This window comes from Cupriavidus sp. OTU4054, assembly GCF_038440175.1.
Lineage (GTDB): Bacteria > Pseudomonadota > Gammaproteobacteria > Burkholderiales > Burkholderiaceae > Cupriavidus > Cupriavidus pauculus_D.
Map to the genome: position 1 here is coordinate 48,582 of NZ_JASATF010000016.1, position 20,760 is coordinate 69,341.

Below are 20,760 nucleotides of genomic sequence, written 5' to 3' on the forward strand. Positions count from 1 at the left end.
AAGTGGAACTTGGGCGTCCGCGACCCCGAGCGCGGCCGCCGCAATTTCGTAGATCGGCGCTGTATCCCCGCATCGCGCAGATCTATCATTTCGCGACGCATGGAACGCCCCCGCCATCGCAATCGATCTTCGCGCTTTCGCGTGCCGCGACCTATCCCACAATACATAGTGTGATGGCACTCCAGTTCGCCACCATCGAAACTTCGTGGCCGCCTCGTGAAAGCCGACCAGCTCTCGTATCTCCAGAAGCCGGAGACGACGGCTCTGAGGCGGTGTTGCGAGTCGCGAACAGCCCGAGGATCCGTCTTGCGCGATGTGTTAAGCAGCAGGTGCCGCAAGACGCGACTGTCTTGCTCCTCACAGCCTGCTTGGTTGAAAGTCAAACTACTATTGGATGGCACACATGAGAAGCGCCGCGACAAAACAGGACAGCGGAAATCGGTTGAATCCGGTCGCATTGGACAAGCAGCTCGCTGCTGAGGGTCCGTTGACTGCGGAGATTGTCATCGCGCTTTGCGGACCGATGGGTACGCCATTGCATGAGGTCGGCCACTCGTTCGAGATGCTACTAAAGGGCACGGATTACAACTACGAGAACGTTACCGTCATTCGACTGAGTGACGAGGTTCGAAGAATTGGCGGTCTGCACGCCGACTGCTCACGGAACGAGCTCATTGAGAAGGAAAACCAGCTCCGAGCCGTACACGGCAATGCGTACCTTGCTCGGGTCGCGATCAGAACTATCGCGTTGGCTCGTGAAAAGCTGAACGCTGGGCATTGTCGGCAGACAGCTATGTTCCATGGATGCGATGCCGATCCCTCCGCACCGATCTTCTCCAGGCGCACCTGTCACATCATCGACTCCATCAAGAACGTCGATGAGCTACGTCTTCTAAGGTCGGTGTACGGCGACATGTTGCACGTGATCGGTGTCTACGCGCCGATCGAGGTCAGGATCGATCGCTTGTCAAAGCGCGCGCATCGTGGCGAACACACGCATCTGCTGATCGATCGGGACTCTGGTGAAGAGGTCGATCACGGGCAGCAGGTCAGTGAGATCTTCCCGCAATCGGACTTCTTTCTTCGTGCCGACTCTGGTACCGATACGCAACTGCAATCAAGTGCAAGGAGGTTTCTGGATTTGATGATGGGCACGAAGATCGCGACACCCACCGCAAACGAGCGCGCCATGTATGCGGCGTACTCGGCCGCACGCAATTCCGCGTGTCTGTCCCGTCAGGTAGGTGCGGCTCTTCTGGACTCGGATGGAGAAGTTTTGTCTGTAGGGTGGAACGACGTACCGAAGCCGTTCGGCGGGCTCTATGAATCAGGCGCCAATGTTTCTGCCGACTACGATCGTCGATGCTGGAATCGCGATGGTGGTCATTGCTGCAACGATGAAGAGAAAGATCTGATTGCCAGCGATCTGGTCTGGCGCATGATAAGAGAGGGAATCGTGAGTGCAGAGAACAGGGAGCGCGCGGTCGAACTGATCCGGCACGGTAGTCAACTCAAAAGCTTGATCGAGTTCTCAAGAGCGGTGCATGCGGAGATGCATGCCCTGTTGAATGCGGGGGCCACAAACGGTGCCAAGATACGTGGGGGCCGGCTGTTTGTTACGACTTACCCTTGTCACTCATGCGCGCGTCATATTGTGGCAGCAGGCATCAGGGAGGTTTGCTTCCTCGAGCCATATCGGAAGAGCCTGGCGACAAAGCTGCATTCCGACGCCATTACAGAGCGCGAGGGAGACGGTAACAAAGTCCGAATTTTTCCTTACGACGGCGTAGCGCCGTCACGATTCCTCAAGTTCTTCTCCGCACGCTCGGAGGGCCGGAAGGATCCGAGAAGCGGAAAGATGCGAATGCACGCGGCCTACCCTGTTACTGCGATTACGTTGGAGGCCATACCGACGCTAGAGTCAGTCGCCATCCGGGGCCTCCGACCGGAAGCAGCGGCGGTTTGTCCCGACATCGTCGGGGGTCGGGACGCGTCGGGTGACGAGATGCAATTCAGGAGTTAGAAATGGGAATCGGCGAGCAGATCCAAATGCCCCTGGACTTGGGGATGCCTCAGGAACGTTCTTTTGATGCGTGCCAGGAAGACGCCAATGTTTTCGACATCGAGCGTCGGAGCGCCGTCGTGCTGCAATTCCCCAGCTCGCGAGTGCATCAGGCCGATCAGATGGAAGAGGCAATGCTGCTTGAGAGAATCCTGCGGCGCTCTGCCGGCTTTGGCGCTTGGTTCTAGAGGGCTATGTGTAGACCGGAGCGGTCGGGGGGCTGCACTGAACAGATTAGAGAGAACCTCGGCCGCGGTTATCGGCAGCATGTCCGGCGAGTTCCGACACAAGCTGGCACAGGTACGACACAGCTCGTTTCATTCACGCCACACAGCCTCTTCAGGCTTGCGCCAGTTTAGACCGTTCGATCCTTCCTTTTTCTACAACCGTCAGACCAAGCGCGCCCAGCATCGACACAACGATCTGCTGGAAGACCGCGCCCGCAACGACTGCGCCGTGGTTTGCATCTTCAAATTGACACTTTGTGCCTTTGTGGATGATGTCGTTTCTGAGTTGCTGAACCTTCTGGCACTCATCAACATCTATGTCAACTTTCACGCCATGTCTGGAGTGCCTCCGAACGGTGTCGTGCTCGTCGGCTTCGGCGACCAAGATGCGTTTCCTGGCGTGCTGGAGCTGCAATGTTACGGCCTTGTATTCGACAGGCTCATCACGGCTGGTCAAGGCAGCGTGACGAAGAAAGTGGACCATCGAAATAGCGTTCGGCGCTGTCGTCGAGGGCATGTCACTGGAACAGCTAGCCGAACTGGCCGAGGCATTGGTTATGCTCGAGGCGCTCAAGGAGCGTGCCACGCGACGTACCCATTCGGTTGGAGGTCCTGTGGATGTTGCCGTCATTACCCGATCGGAGGGCTTGGTCTGGATCAAGAGGAAACACCACTTCGATTCCACACTCAATCACCGATTTTCCATCGACAGTTCGAGGAGCAGACAACATGAGCTTTGGCCACAACCCACATCAACAGGAAAACGCCGGCGAGTTTGGTGTTTCCAACCCTCCGGCAAGACCCAGAACGCCAGCGGAGAAGTACGATGAAATGATGCGTCGACGCGCCTACTTCCGGCAACGGATCGCCGAGTACGATGCTAGTCGCGTGGAGCCTGAAGAGCCGTCTTGCGCGATGTGGTAGGGAGTGAGCAGGTGCCGCAAGACACGATACGGGGCGCGCAAAAACAAAAACAAACAAAAACGGACGCCGAAGCGTCCGTTTTTTTAATGCTGGTGGCCTGGGACGGAATCGAACCGCCGACACAAGGATTTTCAATCCTCTGCTCTACCGACTGAGCTACCGGGCCAAAGAAGCGAAACTATATCAGCCGTTTTTGCAGTGGTCAAGCGTTGCGTGCTTCACTGCTCGGTGGGCTCGGGCTTGTTGCGGCCCAGTTCGACGCCGAGCTGCTTGAGCTTGCGGTAGAGGTGGGTACGCTCGAGGCCCGTCTTCTCGGCGACGCGGGTCATGCTGCCGTGTTCGCGCATCAGGTGGTACTCGAAGTAGGCGCGCTCGAACAGGTCACGGGCTTCGCGCAGCGGCATGTCGAACGAGAAATGCATCTCCGCTTCGGGCACGCGCGTCGCGTTGCCGTTGGCCGTGGCATCCACCGGGATGTCGGCGGGCGCCGAGGGCGAGGCGGCATCGGGAGCGGTTGTCGCGGCCGGTGCGGTGCTGGCCGCGGCCGGTGCCGTGCGTGGACGCTCGATGCCGCGCGCGAGGCCCTGCTCCACCGCGGACAGCAGCTTCTGCAGCGCGATCGGCTTCTCGAGGAAATTCAGCGCGCCGATCTTGGTCGCCTCGACGGCGGTATCGATCGTGGCGTGCCCGGACATCATGATCACGGGCATCGTGAGATAGCCCTGCGCCGACCACTCCTTGAGCAGGCTCACGCCATCGGTATCCGGCATCCAGATGTCGAGCAGGACGAGGTCAGGCGTGCTGCCCGCGCGAAACTCGCGTGCCTGCTGCGCGTTCTCAGCCAGTTCGACCACATGGCCTTCGTCGCTCAGGATTTCCGAGAGCAACTCCCGAATACCCATTTCGTCATCGACTACGAGGATGGTTGCCATACTTGCCCTCTTAACCCCACCATGGCGCCGCCATGATGGACGGAACCTGATTGACTATGCCAGTTTAACGAACAGGATCGAGATCTGCGCTCCGACGATCTCGGCGCCATCCATGCGGTTCCGCAACTCGATGCGGGCGCCATGTTCGTCAATGATCTTCTTCACCATCGCAAGCCCGAGGCCAGTGCCCTTGGCTTTGGTGGTCACGTACGGTTCGAACGCGCGACTCAAAATTCGTGGCGCGAAACCCGGTCCGTTGTCCGCGATGGAGAGCTTGACGGCCTGCCGGTCTTCGCCGGCAGAATCTTTGTATTCTACAGTCTCGGTCCGGAGAGTGATACGGGGCGCCGCCCTCCCCGCCGCGACGTTATCCGCGACCGCATCCTGCGCATTCTGCAACAGGTTGTGGATAACCTGGCGCAGTTGTGTCGGATCGCCCTTTATTTCAGGCAATGCCTGACCCAGCGTCGGATGAATCACGGGGTGTTCGTGCACGGCCGGATCGTCGATCCCGTACAGATGCAGCACCTCGGACACGAGCCCATTGAGCTGGAGCAGCTGCACGACCGCCGGCGGCGTCCGCGCATAATCGCGGAAATCGTCGACCATGCGTTTCATTGCCGCTACCTGGTTAACGATCGTCGCGGCCCCGCGCTTTAGGACGTCCGCGTCGGTTTCTGTAAGTTTTGGCGACAATTTCATCTGCAGACGCTCGGCGGACAGCTGAATCGGCGTCAGAGGGTTCTTGATTTCATGGGCCAGCCGGCGCGCCACCTCGCCCCATGCGATCGAGCGCTGGGCCGAAATCACGTCGGAAATATCGTCGAACACGACCACATAGCCAGGTTCGTCACGGTTGGCCGCGGGCAGCCGCGCGCCACGCACCAACAGGGTGAGCGGCTGTTCCTCGTCGCCCTGCGGCAGTTCGATCTGCTTCTGCCAGTGCTGCGCGCCCCCGAGCACCTCGCTCGTGGTCTGCTCGGAAAACGCCTGCCGCACGATCTCGCCGAATTCCGCGAGGTTCGGAATCTGATCGAAACACTGACCGAGCACGGTCGCGAACGGCTGCCGGAAAATGCGCTCCGCGCCGGGGTTCGCGGTCAGCAGCACAAAGCGCCGGTCGAACACGAGCACGCCCGCCGTCAGGTTCTGCAGCACGCTCTCGAGGTACGCCTTCGATTGCTCGAGCGCGGCGCGGTTCTGCTCGACCGCGAGCCGCGCATCGGACAACTGGCGCGTCATCTGATTGAACTGCTGCGTGAGCATGCCCAGTTCGTCGCGGCTCTTGAGCTCGCGCTTCGGCGAGAGGTCGCCCTCCGCGACTTCCTTGGTCCCCTGCAGCAGCATCAGCAGCGGCCGCGCGAGCTGCCCGCCGAGCAGCAGCGCGAGCATCACGGCGATGAAGACGGCCAGGAACAGCGTGAGCGTCAGCGTGCCGATATACATCTTGCGCAGGCCCGTGCGGCCCAGCGCCTTCTCCTGGTATTCCTGGTACGCCCGCTGGACCTCGTCCGCATTGCGCGCGAGCGCCGCGGGCACGGGCTGGATGACCTGCAGATAGCGTTCCTCGCGGACCGTGTCGCCGACGAGCCCGAAGCCCGCGGGCGGCGCGTCCTCGGGCCGGCGTTCGACCGACAGCCCGGAGCCCGCCCACTTGTCGCGCGTGGGCCCGAGCGCGATGCGCGGCGGGCGCTGCGCGGCCGCGCCGCTCGCGGTGGCACCCTGCCCGTTCGCGCCGTCCTGCTGCGGCACGGGGGCGACGCCGAGCGGAATGATCACGCGTACCCGATACAGCGGCGTCCCTTCGACATGCCGCGTCCCGCCGCTGGCCGGCTCGGTACCGCCCTCCACCGAGGCGTACCCGCCCGCCAGCCGCGCCTGCTCGGCCAGCGCGCCCGACGGGAGATCCGGCACGAGCGAGGCATAGCTGCTCGAGGCCGTGGCCAGCACGCGGCCGCTGCCCGTGAAGATCGCGGCTTCCTGCACGCCGTACTGCTCGCGCAGCCGGTTGAGCTGCAGCGACGTGGCCATGCCGGAGGACCCCGTGAGCTGGTCCGCCATCGAACGCGCGCGGCTCTGCACGTCGCCGAGCGTGCTGTCGATGGTCGTGCGGCCGAGGTTCAGGCCCGCTTCGAGCGCGGTTTCCACGCGCACGTCGAACCACGACTCGATACTGCGGGAGACGAACTGCAGCGACACGAGGTAGATCAGCACGCCGGGCAGCACGCCCACCACGCCGAAGAACACCGCGAGCTTGGTCATCAGCCGCGTACCGAACTTCCCGCGGCGGTAACGCAGCCACAACGTGAACGCGAGCGCGCCGATCGTCAGGATCAGCAGCACCCCGACCACGAGGTTGATCTTGAACAGCAGCGTGAAATAGCGATCGAAGAACTCGGTGTTGGCCGACGCGCCGGCCAGCAGTCCCACGAGCACGAGCGCGAGGAAGACGATGATGCTCGCCACGATGCGATACAGCACGCGGCGGAACCTGCTATCCCAGAGGCTTCCCTTCATGGCTGGCTCGCGGGCGGCTGAACGAGCTGACTGGGGGACAGCACGGTGGACACGGTCTGCGCGAACGGCGTGCGCGCCTCGTTATTGCTGGCCGCGGGCGCGGAGGCCGAAGACGGCGTCGAAGCCGGCACCGCGGCGGGCGACGATGCCGGGGCCTGCGGGGCGGGCAGCGAAGCGGGTGGCACGGCGGGCACGATCGGCACGTTTGGCGTCGCGGGCGCCACCGGCACGGGCGGCGGCGCATCGAGATTCGTCGGCACGGTGTAGTTGAAGTGCCGCCATTCGGACGACAGGTTCCACTCGCGCGTGTTCACCGCATTGATCTGGAAGGGCTTGGGCAATTGCGAAAGGTCCAGGCGCATGCGCACCTGGGCCTGATAGGTTTCGCCGGGCTTGACGGCATTACGCTCGAACACGCGCCATCCCCGCACATGCTGGATGAACTGCAGCGCGCTCTTGAGCCGCGTGAACGGCAATTGCAGGCCACCGGTGGAGACACGGTACTGTCGCGTGAGCGGCTGGTAGGACAGGCGCACGCTGCGCGTGGTGTTGACGGGCTTGTCGTCGAACCAGTACCAGCGCGGCCGCGTGAGCTGGAACTCGACGACGAAGTACAACGAGATGCCCTTGTGCAGCGCGTCCTCGAGTGCGGGCGGCAGATCGAAGTCGAACGATGCGGCGAGGTCGAACCCGCCGTCCTGATACTCGATGCGGTTCTCGGTGGTTTCGATCAGCTGCGCATCGCCGCGTCCGGGATGGCAGAGCAATGCCAGCAGCAAAAGCATCGCGACGAGCCACCAGCGCATGGCCCGCGACCGCAGGATGCGCGGGGCATGCAGGGACGAGGGCATCCCCGCGGAAAGCTCGCGCGCTGCGTCGCCATGGGCACGGAGGACGGACAAGCGCGGCGAGCTCGGCATCGGTCTGGGTCAGGCGCGTTTCTGGAAGCGGGCGTAGTAGAAGCCATCGTGGTCCGATGGCAGGCTTGCCTCGCCGGCAGCCGTCGCGGTATCCACCGCGGTGCCGCCGACCGGTTCAGGCGCCTTCACACCGGGCAGCAGTTGCCCCGGCGCCTGCAATCGTATCGCATCTGGTAGCTGCGCACCAAACCAGCGCGCCTGCTCTTCGCCCTCCGTTGGGAAAATCGAACAGGTTACATAGACGAGAATGCCGCCAGGCTTGAGCAGCGGCCAAAGCTGCGAAACGATGCGACGTTGCTCGTTGACGAGCTTGCCGATATCTGATTCGCGGCGCAGCCAGCGAATATCGGGATGCCGCCGTACGATGCCCGACGCGGAACATGGCACATCCGCGAGGATGCGATCGAACGGCTGACCATCCCACCAGTCCTTCGGACGGCTCGCATCGCCGGTAATCACGTTGGCCTGCTGGCCCAGGCGCGCAAGGTTGTCGTGAATGCGCGCCACGCGCTGCGCGTCGCTCTCCACCGCGGTCAGATCGATATCGGCGAGTTCCAGCAGATGGCCGGTCTTGCCGCCCGGTGCCGCGCACGCATCGAGGACACGCATCCCCGCGCGCATGCCGTCAGGACCTGCGAGCAGTTGCGCGGCCAGTTGCGCGCCGGCGTCCTGCACCGACACGTCGCCCTCGGCAAACCCGGGAATCTGCGACACCGGGAACGCACGCACGAGGCGCACGGCCTGCGGGCCCACCTGCACGCCCGCCAGTCCCGCATTGGCCAGACGCGTCAGATACTCCTTGACGGTGCCGCGCGCGGTGTTCACGCGCAGCGTCATCGGCGGACGCGCATTGACGCCGGCCGCGAGCGACGACCATTGATCCGGGTACGCGTCGCGCAGCATGCGCAGCCACCAGGCCGGCAGGTTCCAGCGCGCCTCGTCTTCCTGCGCGATACGCGCGAGCAGCGGCTTGCGCTCGCGCAGGAAACGGCGCAGCACCGCGTTGACGAGCCCGCGCGCATGCGCGGTCTTGGGTTCGGACGCGGCCGCGCTGACGGCCTGGTCCACCACGGTGAAGTCGCTGTAGCCCCGTCCCGGCTGATCGGCATCGGGCTGCTCGCCGTCGAGCAGCAGCGCGAGCGCGACGGCCAGCAGCGAGTCGACGAGCGCGCCGGGCGGACGCGTCACGAGGTGCGTGACCAGCGCGCGCGTGGCACCGAACTGGCGCATCGTGCGATAGGCGAGATCCTGGATGGCGCCGCGCGTGGCGGCATCGCGCACGCGGTCCAGCCGCAGATGCGCGGCGGCCTCGTCGATGGCCTGCGGCAAGGCGGTGCCCTCGTTGACGCCGCGCACCGCGGCAGCGGCGCCAAGCATCTGGAAGGCGAGTGAATCAGGTTGCAGGCGCATACGATCGAAAACTCAAGAAAAACGGTACCGGGTACGGAAAGCGCGGGCCGGCGGCGGTGAAAAAATGCCCGCCGGCTCCGAAGAAGAACACGGCGGGCAGTTTACCCGTTGGCGTGCATGCGCCGGATTTTACAGCGCAGCGGCCGGCACGCCGCCGAAGGCGGCTCAGGGGGCGCCGGCGGACCCTCAGGAGGGGTACGCGCCCGTCTGCGCCATCTGCATCAGGCGCGCGATGCGTTCCTCGGTGGCCGGGTGCGTCGAGAACAGGTTCGCGATGCCGCCGCCGGCCAGCGGGTTCATGATCATCATCTGCGCGGTGGCCGGATGCTCCTCGGCCGCCTGGAACGGAATGCCCTGCGCGTAGCGATGGATCTTGTCGAGCGCGCTCGCGAGCGCCTGCGGATCGCCGCTGATCTCGGCACCGCCGCGGTCGGCTTCGAACTCGCGCGCGCGGGAGATCGCCATCTGGATCAGCGAGGCCGCCAGCGGCGCGAGGATCGCCACCGCGATACCGGCGATCGGGTTGGTACGGTTGCCGTTCTCGTCGCGGCCGCCAAAGAACATCGCCATGTTGGCGAGCGCGGAGATCGCGCCGGCCATCGTCGCCGCGATGGTGGAGGTCAGGATGTCGCGGTGACGCACGTGCGCGAGCTCGTGCGCCATCACGCCGCGCAGTTCGCGGTCGGACAGCACGCGCAGGATGCCCGTCGTGGCGGCCACCGCGGCGTTCTCGGGATTGCGACCCGTGGCGAACGCATTGGGGGCGTCCTCGTTGATCAGGTACACGCGCGGCATCGGCAAACCCGCGCGTTGCGCGAGGTCCTGCACCATGCCGTAGAACTGCGGGGCGGTACTCGCATCGACTTCCTGCGCGTTGTACATGCGCAGGACCATCTTGTCCGAGAACCAGTAGGAGAAGAAGTTCATCCCCAGGGCGATCAGCAGCGCGATCATCATGCCGCCGCGTCCGCCGATCATGCCGCCGATGACGATGAACAGCGCCGTGATGGCGGCCATCAGCATGAAGGTCTTGACCCAGTTGAACATGGCAGTGAGCTCCGTGGATATCGGTCAACGCGCCAGGCGCGCGTTCTCTCGTTAGATAGGGTTACCGGCCCGGAAATTCAATGTCCGCGGCAGGGTTTTTCGTGACGCGCTCAGCGCGGCAGCAGGGCCAGCCGCGCGCCCAGGCCGATAAAGGCGGTACCCACCACGCGATCGAGCCAGCACTTGAGGCGCGGCGCCTGGCTGACCCGCCGGGTCAGCGTACCCGCGAGCCACGCGACGAGCGTGTTCCAGACGGTGGTCATGACGATCATGATCGCGCCGAGCACGAGGAACGCCGCCGCCTGGTGCCCGGCCTTCGGGTCCACGAACTGCGGGAAGAACGACAGGAAGAACAGGATGACCTTCGGGTTCAGCACGTTGGTCAGAAAGCCCTGCATGAACAGCGCGCGCAATCCACGCGCCTCCCGCGGGCGGCCCGCGTCTCCCGGCGCGGATACCGCCACGCCAGCCGGGCGGAACGTCGTGGCGATCATGCGCAGGCCGAGCCAGCACAGGTAAGCCGCGCCCGCGTACTGGATGACCGAGAACGCGATCGGCGAGGCCGCCAGCAGCGCGGTGAGCCCGAATGCCGTGGCGAGGGCATGCACGCAGCAGCCCGCGCTGACCCCAAGCGACGACATGACGCCGGCCATCCGGCCCTGCGCGACGCTGCGGCCGACGATATAGGCGGTGTCGGGGCCGGGGGTCACATTGAGCAGGAAGACCGCGCCGACGAAGAGCGGCAGATCCGTGATGCCGAGCATGATGGGGTAGCTGGAGTAACGAAGGAGGCGGAGGACGCGTCCTGACCGCCGCCGATTATGCCTGCGCGGCCGCCTTTGCCGCGATCTCCGCCGGCAGCAGGCAGCGCGTGCCCGGCACCAGTGGCATCGACTGCAGGAACTGCTGGGCCGGCTGCCGGCGCCCGCCCGGCTTCTGTAACTCGGTCACCTGCAGCGCGGTGCCGTCGCCGCAGGCGATGATCACCCCCGTGGCGTCCGCCGACAGCACGGTGCCCGGCGGATGCGGCAGCGGCGAGCCCCCGGCCGCGAGCGCCAGCGCCTGCCAGCACTTGATCACGGTCTCTCCCACCTGCACGGTCGCACCGGGAAACGGATTGAACGCGCGGACCTGCCGGGCGAGCGGCGCGGCCGGCCGCGACAGGTCGAGCGGCGCCTCGTCCTTGCCGATCTTCTCGGCATAGGTGATGCCCGTCTCGGGCTGCGGCGTGGCAACCAGCGCGCGGCCGGCGGCCAGTTCGCGCAGCGCGTCAACGATGAGGCGGCCACCCATCGCGGCCAGCGCGTCGTGCAGCGAGCCCGTGGTGTCCAGCGGCCCGATGGGCACGCTGTCCCGCGACAGCATCGCGCCCGTGTCGAGCCCTTCGTCCATCTGCATCAGCGTGATGCCGGTTTCCGTATCGCCCGCCTCGATGGCGCGGTGGATCGGCGCGGCGCCACGCCCCCGGGGCAGCAGCGAGCCATGGATGTTCAGGCAGCCATGGCGCGGCAGCGCCAGGACCTCGGCCGGCAGGATCAGCCCGTATGCGGCCACGACCATGACGTCGGGCGCGATGGCCGCGAGCGTGTCCACGGCCGCGCCCGCCTCTTCGGGGTACTTGCCCTGGCGCCGCAGCGAGCGGGGCTGGAGCACCGGTCCGAGATCATGCGCCACGGCGAACTGCTTGACGGGGCTGGCCTGCAGTTGCATGCCGCGCCCGGCGGGGCGATCGGGCTGGGTCAGCACGGCCACCACCGGGAACCCGGCGGCATGGATGGCCTCGAGAGCGACGCGGGCGAATTCAGGCGTCCCGGCGAAGGCAACGCGCAGGGGCTGGGCTTGTGTCATGGCGGCGTTCCGCTAAAAAGCACTCCGGCCGCATGGCGGCCGGTAGTGGATCGACTGTAGGCAGGGACTGCGGGAGGGCGAACGGTCCTCTCACGATAGCAGACCCGGCGCGCGGGCCGGGCGCATCGCGGCGGACTGTTACATCCGCGAACGTCCGCGCTTCTGCAGCTTGGACTTGATGCGGTTGACCTTGAGGGGCGACAGGTACTCGACGAAGACCTTGCCCTTCAGGTGGTCCATCTCGTGCTGTATACATACAGCGAGCAGTTCGTCCGCGTCGAGCTCGAATGTCTCGCCGCGCTCGTTGAGCGCGCGCACGCGCACGCGGTCCGGCCGTTCCACGCGGTCGTAGACCTCGGGCACCGACAGGCAGCCCTCTTCCCACACCTTGCGGTTGTCGCTGGCCCAGACGATCTCCGGATTGATAAAGACCTGGAGCGCGTCGCGCGTCTCGGACAGGTCGATCACGATCACCTGCTCGTGCACGTCCACCTGCGTCGCGGCGAGGCCGATGCCGGGCGCCTCGTACATGGTTTCGGCCATGTCCTTCACGAGCTGGCGGATGCGGTCGTCCACGGCCGCAACAGGCTTTGCAACGATGTGGAGACGGGGATCGGGGTAGGTCAGGATGTCCAGTTTTGCCATGATGCTCGGGCGCAACGCCGGCTGCGTGCAACGAAGCCGTCGCGTTGCGGCGACGGATGTTTACATGCAGAATCGGGGCGCTAGTACAAAAATTCAAGGCGCGCCGCAGCAGGCACGCTCTATCCAGGGTCAATCCGGTCGTCACGCCGACCGGTCAGGAAAATGCGCGATCTTACCAAAGAACAGGCGGCGTTCGGCCGCAGGCTGCACGCGTTCACCTTCGCCATGCTGAGTGTCGCGGGCGTCACTGCCACAGCGAGCATGGCCGCCCAGGCCGCGGAGCAAGTGGTCACACCGACGCAACAGGCCGAAGCCAACCGCACCGCCCAGCAGGGCATCCCCATCTCCGATCTCGCACAGGACGCACCGTCGCAGTACACGGTACGCCGCGGCGACACGCTGTGGGGCATCTCGGGCCGCTTCCTGCGCCAGCCGTGGCGCTGGCCTGAGCTCTGGGGGATGAACAAGCAGCAGATCCGCAATCCGCACCTGATCTACCCGGGCCAGGTCCTGTACCTGGTTCAGCGTGACGGCCGCGCGTTCCTGTCCACCACGCCGCCGGGCGGCGCGGGCAGCGACACGGTGCGCCTGTCTCCGCGCGTGCGTGGCGACGAGGCCGATGGCGGCGCCATCCTGACCATTGCGGCCAAGGACATCGAGCCGTTCCTGATTCGCCCGCTCGTGGTGGATGAAGGTACGCTGGCCACGTCGGCGCGCCTCGTCGCGCTGCCCGAGTCGCGCGTGTATATGGGCCGCGGCGATTCCGCCTATGCGCGGGGCATCAACCCCGAGGACGCGCGGATCGGCAGCGACTGGCAGGCCTTCCGGCCCGTGCAGCCCGTGAAGGATCCGGTCACGCAGAAGGTCATCGGCTATGAGGCCGAGTATCAGGGCAACCTGCGCGTGACGCAGGGCCCGCAAGGCCCCGACGCCGTCACGACGGTCGAGGCCACGGCCGCGCAACAGGAGATCGGCGTCGGCACGCTGATGCTGCCGCAGCCGCCGCGCGAACTCGTGCGCTACGTCCCGCATGCGCCCGATGTCGAGGTCGATGCGCGCGTGGCCAAGGTCTACGGCGGCGTGCAATACGGCGGCGCCAAGCAGGTGGTGGTGCTGAACGCGGGCGGCAATGCGGGCCTCGAGCCGGGCCATGTGGTGGCGCTGTCGCGCGACGGCGGCCAGGTCAAGGACACGACCGAGAACAACCGGCTGATCACGCTGCCCGACGACCGCTATGGCCTCGCCTTCGTGTTCCGCGTGTTTCCGGGCATCTCGTATGCGCTCGTGACCGACGCGTCCAACACGATCATGGTCGGCGACCGCGCGCAGACGCCGCACTGACGCGCCGGCCAGCCGGCATCTCTCATTGCGTGACCATCGCGCGGGCTTGCCCGCGCTCTCCTCTCCCGTACCCTCCGCCCCCACGACCGCTCTCGGCGCCCATCCGGATGCCGGGGTCGCGGCGTGGCTGCGTCTGGTCGCCACGCCGGGGCTCGGTCCCGTCGGTGTGCGGCAGCTGCTGGCCGTCTTCGGCCCGCCCGAGCATGTGCTCGCGCAGGATGCGGCGCGGCTGGGCGAATACCTGCCGCCCGGGATCGTGCGGGCGCTGCTGGCCGCGCCGGACGACGCCATGGCCGCGCTGATCGCACGGACGCTCGCCTGGTGCGAGGCGCCCGGGCACCATCTGCTGACGCTGGCGGATGCCGCGTACCCGGCGCGGCTGTTCGATCTCCATGACCCGCCGCCCCTGCTCTATGTGAACGGGCAGCTGGAGGCGCTCGCACGCCCGTCGCTGGCCGTGGTCGGGGCGCGCAAGGCCACGGATCAGGGCCGCCGCGATGCCCAGTCGTTTGCCGCCGCCTTCTCGCGGGCCGGGCAGGCCGTGGTGTCGGGGCTGGCGCTCGGCGTGGATGCCGCCGCGCACGCGGGCGGCCTGAGCGGGCCCGGTGGCACCGTGGCGGTCATCGGTACGGGTGTGGACCTCGTCTATCCGGCCCGGCACCGGGACCTTGCGCACGCGGTGGCGGCGCATGGGGCGATCGTGAGCGAGTTTCCGCTGGGGGTCCGCGCGGTGGGGCATCACTTTCCGCGGCGCAACCGGATCATCGCCGCCCTGTCGCGCGGCGTGCTCGTGATCGAGGCGGCCGAGCGGTCGGGATCGCTGATTACCGCGCGCGTGGCCGCCGAACTCGGGCGGGAGGTGTTCGCGGTACCGGGGTCGATCCATTCGCCGCTCTCGCGCGGCGGCCACCGGTTGATTCGCGATGGCGCGAGGCTCGTGGAGGCGCCACAGGATGTACTCGAGGAGTTCGGGGATCTGGCACCCCCCGCGTCCGGCACCCCCGCCGGCGAGGGCGTGGGCGCGGCGGCGGCGCGTACCCGGTGCAGCGATACGCTCGGCACCGCCCTGGCCTATGATCCTGTCACGCTGGACGACATCTGCCTCCGGAGCGGAATGCGCCCGGATATGGTGACGACCGCACTGCTGGAACTGGAACTGGCGGGGGCCGTCGAGCGTCTACCGGGAAATCTCTATCGGCGCTGCGGATGACCGAAGGGATGTTCCGGATCCAGGCGCGAGTTTGCAAAGCCCCGATACAATGTCCTGCATTGTGTGCGCCAACAGGCTCATGTTTACCTCGCCATGACCGTTTACTTCCCCGAGCGGGATGCCGCCGCCCTTCGCCGGGCCCTTCAGGACCGTCCGGACGGACGGCTCGTCGCATGCCTGTGCGCGGCGTGGTGTGGCACCTGCAAGGATTACGAGGCCGGCTTCGCGGCGTTGGCCGCGCGCCACCCGGCCGACTGTTTCGTCTGGATCGACATCGAAACCCATGCGGATTACCTGGGCGAAGACGTCGATATCGAGAATTTCCCGACGCTGCTGGTGCAGCGGGTGGCAGGCGGCGCGCCGGATTTCTACGGCACCGTGCTGCCTCATCTGGAGGTTCTGGAACGCATGCTGGTGCGGGGGGCCAAGATGCCGGCCCCCGCCGAGGACATGCCAGAAGTGCTCGAGTGGCTGCTTGGTGAAGGTGCCGCGCGATAGGGAGCGTGCCCCGACGGGCGTTCGAGGCCGGCCAGCGCTGGCTTGCACCGCCGTCTGAGTCGCGCTTATTATTGGCGCCTCAAAGCCCAGGCACGCCACATATATAGTGTGCAGTGCATTTTCAAGAGGTGCTGGCTTCTCATTCATGAAGCCATGCCCGCAAGGACCGCTCAATGTCAAAAGCTCTCATCATCGCGGAAAAGCCGTCGGTCGCCGCCGATATCGCGCGCGCCCTCGGGGGCTTTACCAAGCACGACGAGTACTTCGAGAGCGACGACTACGTGCTGTCCTCGGCCGTGGGTCACCTGGTCGAGATCGCGGCGCCCGACGAGTATGAAGTCAAGCGCGGCAAGTGGAGCTTCACCAATCTGCCGGTGATTCCGCCCCATTTCGACCTGCGCCCGATCCCCAAGACCGAATCGCGCCTGAAGGTGCTCAACCGCCTGATCAAGCGCAAGGACGTCACCGCGCTGATCAACGCCTGCGATGCGGGGCGCGAAGGGGAACTGATCTTCCGCCTGATCGCGCAGCAGGCCAAGGCGAAGCAGCCGGTGCGCCGGCTGTGGCTGCAGTCGATGACGCCGCAGTCGATCCGCGACGGGTTTGCGAGCCTGCGCGAGGACATCGACATGATGCCGCTCGCCGATGCGGCCCGCTGCCGTTCCGAGGCGGACTGGCTCGTGGGGATCAACGGCACGCGTGCCATGACCGCGTTCAACAGCAAGGGCGGCGGCTTCTTCCTGACCACCGTGGGCCGTGTGCAGACGCCGACGCTGTCGATCGTCGTGGAGCGCGAGGAGAAGATCAAGCACTTCGTGTCGCGCGACTACTGGGAAGTCCACGCGGAATTCATCGCGGCCGCCGGCCTCTACGAAGGCCGCTGGTTCGACCCGAAGTTCAAGAAGAACGAGTTCGACCCCGAGGCGCGCGAGTCGCGGCTGTGGAGCGAGGCCGAGGCCAAGAGCATCGTCGCGGCGTGCCGCGACAAGCCGGGCACCGTGACCGAGGAGTCGCGCCCGTCCACGCAGCAGTCGCCGGCGCTGTTCGACCTGACCACGCTGCAGCGCGAGGCCAACGGGCGCTTCGGCTTCTCGGCCAAGAACACGCTGGGCCTGGCGCAGGCGCTGTACGAAAAGCACAAGGTGCTGACGTACCCGCGTACCGATGCGCGCGCGCTGCCCGAGGACTATATCGATACGGTCAAGCAGACCATGGACATGCTCGCGGACAGTTCGCCGAACTATCTGTCGCATGCCAAGAAGATCATGAAGAACGGCTGGGTCAAGCCGAACAAGAAGATCTTCGACAACAGCAAGATCAGCGATCACTTCGCCATCATCCCGACGCTGCAGGCGCCGAAGAACCTGTCCGAGCCCGAGCAGAAGCTGTACGACCTCGTCGTGCGCCGCTTCCTCGCGGTGTTCTTCCCCGCGGCCGAGTTCCAGGTGACCACGCGTATCACCGAGGTGGCCGGCCATCATTTCAAGACCGAGGGCAAGGTGCTCGTGAACGCGGGCTGGCTCGAGATCTATGGCCGCGAGGCGCAGGGCAGCAAGGACGGCAAGGAAGATTCGAAGGACAGCAAGGACGCGACGCTCGTGCCGGTGGCCAAGGACGAGAAGGTCCGCACCGACAAGGTCGAGTCCGTGGGCCTGGCCACGCGGCCGCCCGCGCGCTACAACGAAGCGACGCTGCTGTCGGCGATGGAAGGCGCGGGCAAGCTCGTCGACGACGACGCGCTGCGCGAAGCCATGGCCGGCAAGGGCCTTGGCACGCCGGCGACACGCGCGGCCATCATCGAAGGCCTGCTGACCGAGAAGTACCTCGTGCGCGAAGGCCGCGAACTGATTCCGACGGCCAAGGCGTTCCAGCTGATGACGCTGCTGCGCGGCCTCGGCGTGCAGGAACTCACGCAGGCCGAGCTGACCGGCGAGTGGGAACACAAGCTGTCGCAGATCGAGCGCGGCCGCCTCAAGCGCGACGAGTTCATGCGCGAGATCGCGCAGATGACGCAGCAGATCGTGAAGCGCGCGAAGGAGTACGACAGCGACACGATTCCGGGCGACTATGCGTCGCTGGACACGCCGTGCCCGCAATGCGGCAGCCAGGTGAAGGAAAACTACCGCCGCTTCGCGTGTACCGCATGCGATTTCTCGATCAGCAAGATTCCGGGTGGCCGCCAGTTCGAGATCGAGGAGGTCGAGGAACTGCTGCTCAAGAAGGAAATCGGTCCGCTGCAGGGGTTCCGCAGCAAGATGGGCCGGCCGTTCGCGGCCATCCTGAAGCTCGCGAAGGACGACGAAGGCCATTGGAAGATGGAATTCGACTTCGGCCAGAACGATGACGACAACGATGGCGAACCCGTGGACTTCAGCGAGCAGACGCCGGTCGGCACCTGCCCGAAGTGCGGTGGCTCGGTCTACGAGCACGGCATGAAGTACGTGTGCGAGAACGCGGTGGGCAGCGCCAAGACCTGCGACTTCACGAGCGGCAAGATCATCCTGCAGCAGGAAATCTCGCGCGAGCAGATCGGCAAGCTGCTGACCGACGGCCGCACGGATCTGCTGACGGGCTTCAAGTCGTCGCGCACGGGCCGCAACTTCAAGGCGTTCCTCGCCAAGCAGCCGGACGGCAAGATCGGCTTCGAGTTCGAGGCGCGCGAGCCCAAGGCCGGTGCCAAGGGTGCCGCGGCCAAGACGAGTGCCAAGACCGCCGCCGGCAAGGGCGATGCGGACGCACCGGCCGAGCAGGCAGCGGCGAAGGCGCCCGTGAAGTCGGCTGCGAAGACGACCACTAAATCGGCGGCCACCAAATCGGCGGCCAAGAAGGCGCCGGCCAAGGCGCCCGCGAAGACTGCGGCCAAAAAGGTGCCCGCGAAGGCCGCCGCGAAGAAGACCAAGGCCACCGCCGAGGTTGACGAGTAATCGTCGCGGGCGGGATAAAAAAAACCGGGGCTCGACCCCGGTTTTTTTTTCGCCTCGCTTGTTGATACCCGGTCTTATCGCCCTTCGCCGGCCAGCGCGCTCGCGCGCTTGTGCGCTTCCGCTTCCACCGCGCGCTGCTTGCCTTCCTCGAGCAGGAAATCGATAAACGCGCGCACCTTCGTGGGCAGGAACTTGCGGCTCGGGTAGACCACGCTGATATCGCGCCGGGGCAGTTGGTACTGCGGCAGGATATGGGTCAGCAGGCCAGCCTCGATATTGGGCCGCGCGAGGTACGAGGACAGCATGGCGATGCCCATGTCGGCCAGCGCGGCCTGATGGGCGAGCTCGGCATTGCTGCACAGCAGCCCGGGGCGGATCGGCACGGTCACCTCGCCCTCCGGCCCGGACAGCGTCCACTCGTGCTCCGCGTTGGGCAGGCGCATGGCGATGCAGCGGTGATGCGAGAGGTCGTGCGCGTGGCGCAGCGGCGCGTGTTCGCGCAGATAGCCCGGCGATGCGCAGAGGATTATCTCCGCCGAGATCAGCGGGCGCGCCACCAGATGGGAGCCGAGCCCGAGGTCGGACAGCATCACGGCGACGTCCCTGCCCTCTTCCACGATATCGACGTTCCGATCGGACAGCAGCACGTCGAACACCACATCGGGATACAGGCGCTGGAAGCGCGCGAGCGTATGCGGCAGCAGATGGAGGCCGAACATCACCGGCGTGACGAGCCGCAGCGTGCCCGATAGCGACTGGCTGCGCGCGGTGACGACCGCCTCCGCTTCTTCCACGTCTTCGAGGATCTGGGAGCAGCGCAGCAGATAGGTTTCGCCGGCGTCGGTCAGCGACAGGCTGCGCGTGGTGCGGTTGAGCAGCCGGGTGCCGAGGTGGCTTTCCAGATCGGCCACGTAGCGCGTGACGACGGCATTGGACATCTCCAATTGCTGCGCCGCACGGGCGAAACTGCCAAGTTCGACCACCTTGGCGAACACGCGCATCGATTGAAGCCGATCCATGACACAGTCTCCCGTTTCAACCGTGGACTTTTACACGATCTGCGTGATTTATTGTTGAAATCACAATCAATCATTGTGGATAGGCTTGTTTATGCATATCCGGGAAACGCCTAATATCGGCGCGGTACGGTGTCGCGGTGCAGCATGGGCGACAAGTTCTTATCCACAGGATCCATCATGAAGCGCCTTGCCCTCGTTCCCGCCCTCCTCGCCCTCGTCGCCGCCCTCTTTACCGCCCCCGCGTTTGCCAAGGCCGGCCAGTTCGATGTGTTCACCGATGGCATGAAGGCGAAGTTCGACGTCTTTACGGACGGCGCCTCGCGCTGACCGACTGCGCAGCGCCGAATGCAAAAAGGCCGTACCCATGGGGTACGGCCTTTTTGCTTGCCACGGGTCCTGACGGATCAGTCGTGACGATGCTTACGATGCTTGCTGCGCTTGTAGTAGCGGCGATCGTCGTCATAGGAGTTGCTGCGCGACACGTTGCCGCCGAGCGCCGCGCCAGCCGCGCCGCCGAGGCCCGCGCCCACGAGGCCGCCGGTGCGGCCGCCCATGGCATTGCCCGCCGCGGTGCCGGCACCGCCGCCAAGCGCGCCGCCGATGATCGCGCCGGTCCGTTCGCGACGGTTCGACGTGATCGCGCCACCCGCGCCACCGCCGACCGCGCCGCCGATCACGGCACCGGTGCTGCCGCCGAGCGCGCCGCCGACCGCCGCGCCGGCTACGCCGCCGAGACCGCCGCCAAGGGCGTTGTTCAGGTCACCGCCTGCGAGGGCCGGCAGTGCGGAAGCCGAAAGGATCAGAGCCAGGCTCAGGCTGCGAACGGTTTGGATAGACATCGTATTTTCCTTGATTGATTGTCTGGAACGGAGTGTAGATAAGGTGCCAAATCGTTGCTGTAACGGGGTGTAAGCCCTGTAACCCTACTCCAGAAACGTTGTTTCCACGCCGCTTTGCGCTTGGATGTCCACACAAAAAAACAACGGCGGCCGTGGCGGGCCGCCGTTTTCCAGGCGCGAGGGCCGTTACAGGCTCAGCAGCATTTGCCCTGTCCGCCGCCGTACCGGGCCTCCTGACGTTCGCGGAAGAACGCCTCGTACGTCATCGGTTCGCGGTCCGGGTGCGTCGCTTCCATGTGGGCCACGTACGTCTGGTAGTCGGGCAGGCCGACCATCAGCCGCAGCGACTGGCCGAGGTAGCGGCCCATGGTGCCGAGTTGCTCGAGCATGATGGCCC

Annotated in this window: 20 protein-coding genes and 1 tRNA gene; 8 read left to right on the forward strand and 13 right to left on the reverse strand. The window is 65.7% G+C overall.

Going from position 1 to position 20,760, the window contains the following annotated elements; translation table 11 throughout:
• The first annotated feature begins 403 nt into the window (after positions 1 to 403).
• The gene (locus AAHB16_RS19060) at positions 404 to 2,023 is read left to right on the forward strand and encodes an anti-phage dCTP deaminase (RefSeq protein ID WP_342051728.1); all 1,620 of its coding nucleotides are present in this window, start codon (positions 404 to 406) and stop codon (positions 2,021 to 2,023) included.
• Between the two features lie 2 nt (positions 2,024 to 2,025).
• Positions 2,026 to 2,250 (forward strand): hypothetical protein, encoded by a 225-nt coding sequence (locus AAHB16_RS19065; RefSeq protein WP_150373336.1) that lies wholly within the window; start codon positions 2,026 to 2,028, stop codon positions 2,248 to 2,250.
• Positions 2,251 to 2,401: 151 nt separating this feature from the next.
• On the opposite strand, the gene AAHB16_RS19070 is transcribed toward AAHB16_RS19065, so the two are convergent.
• On the reverse strand, positions 2,402 to 2,806 hold the full coding sequence (locus AAHB16_RS19070) for a hypothetical protein (protein ID WP_342051729.1): 405 nt from the start codon (positions 2,804 to 2,806) through the stop codon (positions 2,402 to 2,404).
• A 212-nt stretch (positions 2,807 to 3,018) separates the two neighbouring features.
• Here AAHB16_RS19070 and AAHB16_RS19075 point away from each other — a divergent pair, with 212 nt between their 5' ends.
• On the forward strand, positions 3,019 to 3,213 hold the full coding sequence (locus tag AAHB16_RS19075) for a hypothetical protein (protein ID WP_150373334.1): 195 nt from the start codon (positions 3,019 to 3,021) through the stop codon (positions 3,211 to 3,213).
• A 90-nt stretch (positions 3,214 to 3,303) separates the two neighbouring features.
• Here the strand turns inward: AAHB16_RS19075 and AAHB16_RS19080 are convergent.
• The 9 genes from AAHB16_RS19080 to def all read right to left on the reverse strand — a co-directional run bounded on the left by AAHB16_RS19080 (position 3,304) and on the right by def (position 12,532).
• Positions 3,304 to 3,379, reverse strand: a tRNA-Phe gene (locus tag AAHB16_RS19080).
• 52 nt (positions 3,380 to 3,431) lie between these two features.
• Complete coding sequence (locus AAHB16_RS19085) at positions 3,432 to 4,145, reverse strand: response regulator (protein ID WP_342051730.1); 714 nt, start codon at positions 4,143 to 4,145, stop codon at positions 3,432 to 3,434.
• A gap of 54 nt (positions 4,146 to 4,199) precedes the next feature.
• Positions 4,200 to 6,662: a sensor histidine kinase gene (locus AAHB16_RS19090; protein ID WP_150373332.1), complete on the reverse strand. Its 2,463-nt coding sequence runs from the start codon at positions 6,660 to 6,662 to the stop codon at positions 4,200 to 4,202.
• On the reverse strand, positions 6,659 to 7,582 hold the full coding sequence (locus AAHB16_RS19095) for a DUF4390 domain-containing protein (protein ID WP_342051731.1): 924 nt from the start codon (positions 7,580 to 7,582) through the stop codon (positions 6,659 to 6,661). The genes AAHB16_RS19090 and AAHB16_RS19095 overlap by 4 nt, the downstream gene beginning before the upstream one ends.
• 9 nt (positions 7,583 to 7,591) lie before the next feature.
• Complete coding sequence (rsmB, locus tag AAHB16_RS19100) at positions 7,592 to 8,992, reverse strand: 16S rRNA (cytosine(967)-C(5))-methyltransferase RsmB (protein ID WP_342051732.1); 1,401 nt, start codon at positions 8,990 to 8,992, stop codon at positions 7,592 to 7,594.
• Positions 8,993 to 9,178: 186 nt separating this feature from the next.
• Positions 9,179 to 10,039 (reverse strand): zinc metalloprotease HtpX, encoded by an 861-nt coding sequence (htpX, locus tag AAHB16_RS19105; RefSeq protein WP_150373329.1) that lies wholly within the window; start codon positions 10,037 to 10,039, stop codon positions 9,179 to 9,181.
• 110 nt (positions 10,040 to 10,149) lie between these two features.
• Entirely contained in the window at positions 10,150 to 10,803 is a 654-nt protein-coding gene (locus AAHB16_RS19110) for a LysE family translocator (RefSeq protein WP_342051733.1), read from the reverse strand.
• Between the two features lie 55 nt (positions 10,804 to 10,858).
• Positions 10,859 to 11,887 (reverse strand): methionyl-tRNA formyltransferase, encoded by a 1,029-nt coding sequence (fmt, locus tag AAHB16_RS19115; RefSeq protein WP_342051734.1) that lies wholly within the window; start codon positions 11,885 to 11,887, stop codon positions 10,859 to 10,861.
• A gap of 138 nt (positions 11,888 to 12,025) precedes the next feature.
• The gene (def, locus tag AAHB16_RS19120; protein WP_150373326.1) at positions 12,026 to 12,532 is read right to left on the reverse strand and encodes a peptide deformylase; all 507 of its coding nucleotides are present in this window, start codon (positions 12,530 to 12,532) and stop codon (positions 12,026 to 12,028) included.
• 162 nt (positions 12,533 to 12,694) lie between these two features.
• Between def and AAHB16_RS19125 the strand changes: the two genes are divergently transcribed.
• From AAHB16_RS19125 to AAHB16_RS19140, 4 genes are all read left to right on the forward strand, one after another.
• Complete coding sequence (locus AAHB16_RS19125) at positions 12,695 to 13,873, forward strand: LysM peptidoglycan-binding domain-containing protein (protein ID WP_150373325.1); 1,179 nt, start codon at positions 12,695 to 12,697, stop codon at positions 13,871 to 13,873.
• A gap of 25 nt (positions 13,874 to 13,898) precedes the next feature.
• On the forward strand, positions 13,899 to 15,083 hold the full coding sequence (dprA, locus tag AAHB16_RS19130; RefSeq protein ID WP_342051735.1) for a DNA-processing protein DprA: 1,185 nt from the start codon (positions 13,899 to 13,901) through the stop codon (positions 15,081 to 15,083).
• 93 nt (positions 15,084 to 15,176) lie between these two features.
• Positions 15,177 to 15,581: a thioredoxin family protein gene (locus tag AAHB16_RS19135; protein WP_150373324.1), complete on the forward strand. Its 405-nt coding sequence runs from the start codon at positions 15,177 to 15,179 to the stop codon at positions 15,579 to 15,581.
• A gap of 173 nt (positions 15,582 to 15,754) precedes the next feature.
• On the forward strand, positions 15,755 to 18,505 hold the full coding sequence (locus AAHB16_RS19140; RefSeq protein ID WP_342051736.1) for a DNA topoisomerase III: 2,751 nt from the start codon (positions 15,755 to 15,757) through the stop codon (positions 18,503 to 18,505).
• A gap of 74 nt (positions 18,506 to 18,579) precedes the next feature.
• Here AAHB16_RS19140 and AAHB16_RS19145 read toward each other — a convergent pair whose 3' ends face one another.
• Positions 18,580 to 19,524 (reverse strand): LysR family transcriptional regulator, encoded by a 945-nt coding sequence (locus tag AAHB16_RS19145; protein ID WP_150373322.1) that lies wholly within the window; start codon positions 19,522 to 19,524, stop codon positions 18,580 to 18,582.
• A gap of 177 nt (positions 19,525 to 19,701) precedes the next feature.
• Here AAHB16_RS19145 and AAHB16_RS19150 point away from each other — a divergent pair, with 177 nt between their 5' ends.
• On the forward strand, positions 19,702 to 19,851 hold the full coding sequence (locus tag AAHB16_RS19150) for a hypothetical protein (protein WP_191002260.1): 150 nt from the start codon (positions 19,702 to 19,704) through the stop codon (positions 19,849 to 19,851).
• Positions 19,852 to 19,928: 77 nt separating this feature from the next.
• Here AAHB16_RS19150 and AAHB16_RS19155 read toward each other — a convergent pair whose 3' ends face one another.
• Together AAHB16_RS19155 and AAHB16_RS19160 are read right to left on the reverse strand one after the other, a co-directional pair.
• Positions 19,929 to 20,363, reverse strand: coding sequence for a hypothetical protein (locus tag AAHB16_RS19155; RefSeq protein WP_150373321.1), 435 nt, complete (start codon positions 20,361 to 20,363; stop codon positions 19,929 to 19,931).
• Positions 20,364 to 20,557: 194 nt separating this feature from the next.
• Positions 20,558 to 20,752, reverse strand: a complete 195-nt coding sequence (locus tag AAHB16_RS19160) for a YbdD/YjiX family protein (protein WP_006162283.1) — start codon at positions 20,750 to 20,752, stop codon at positions 20,558 to 20,560.
• Positions 20,753 to 20,760 lie beyond the last annotated feature (8 nt).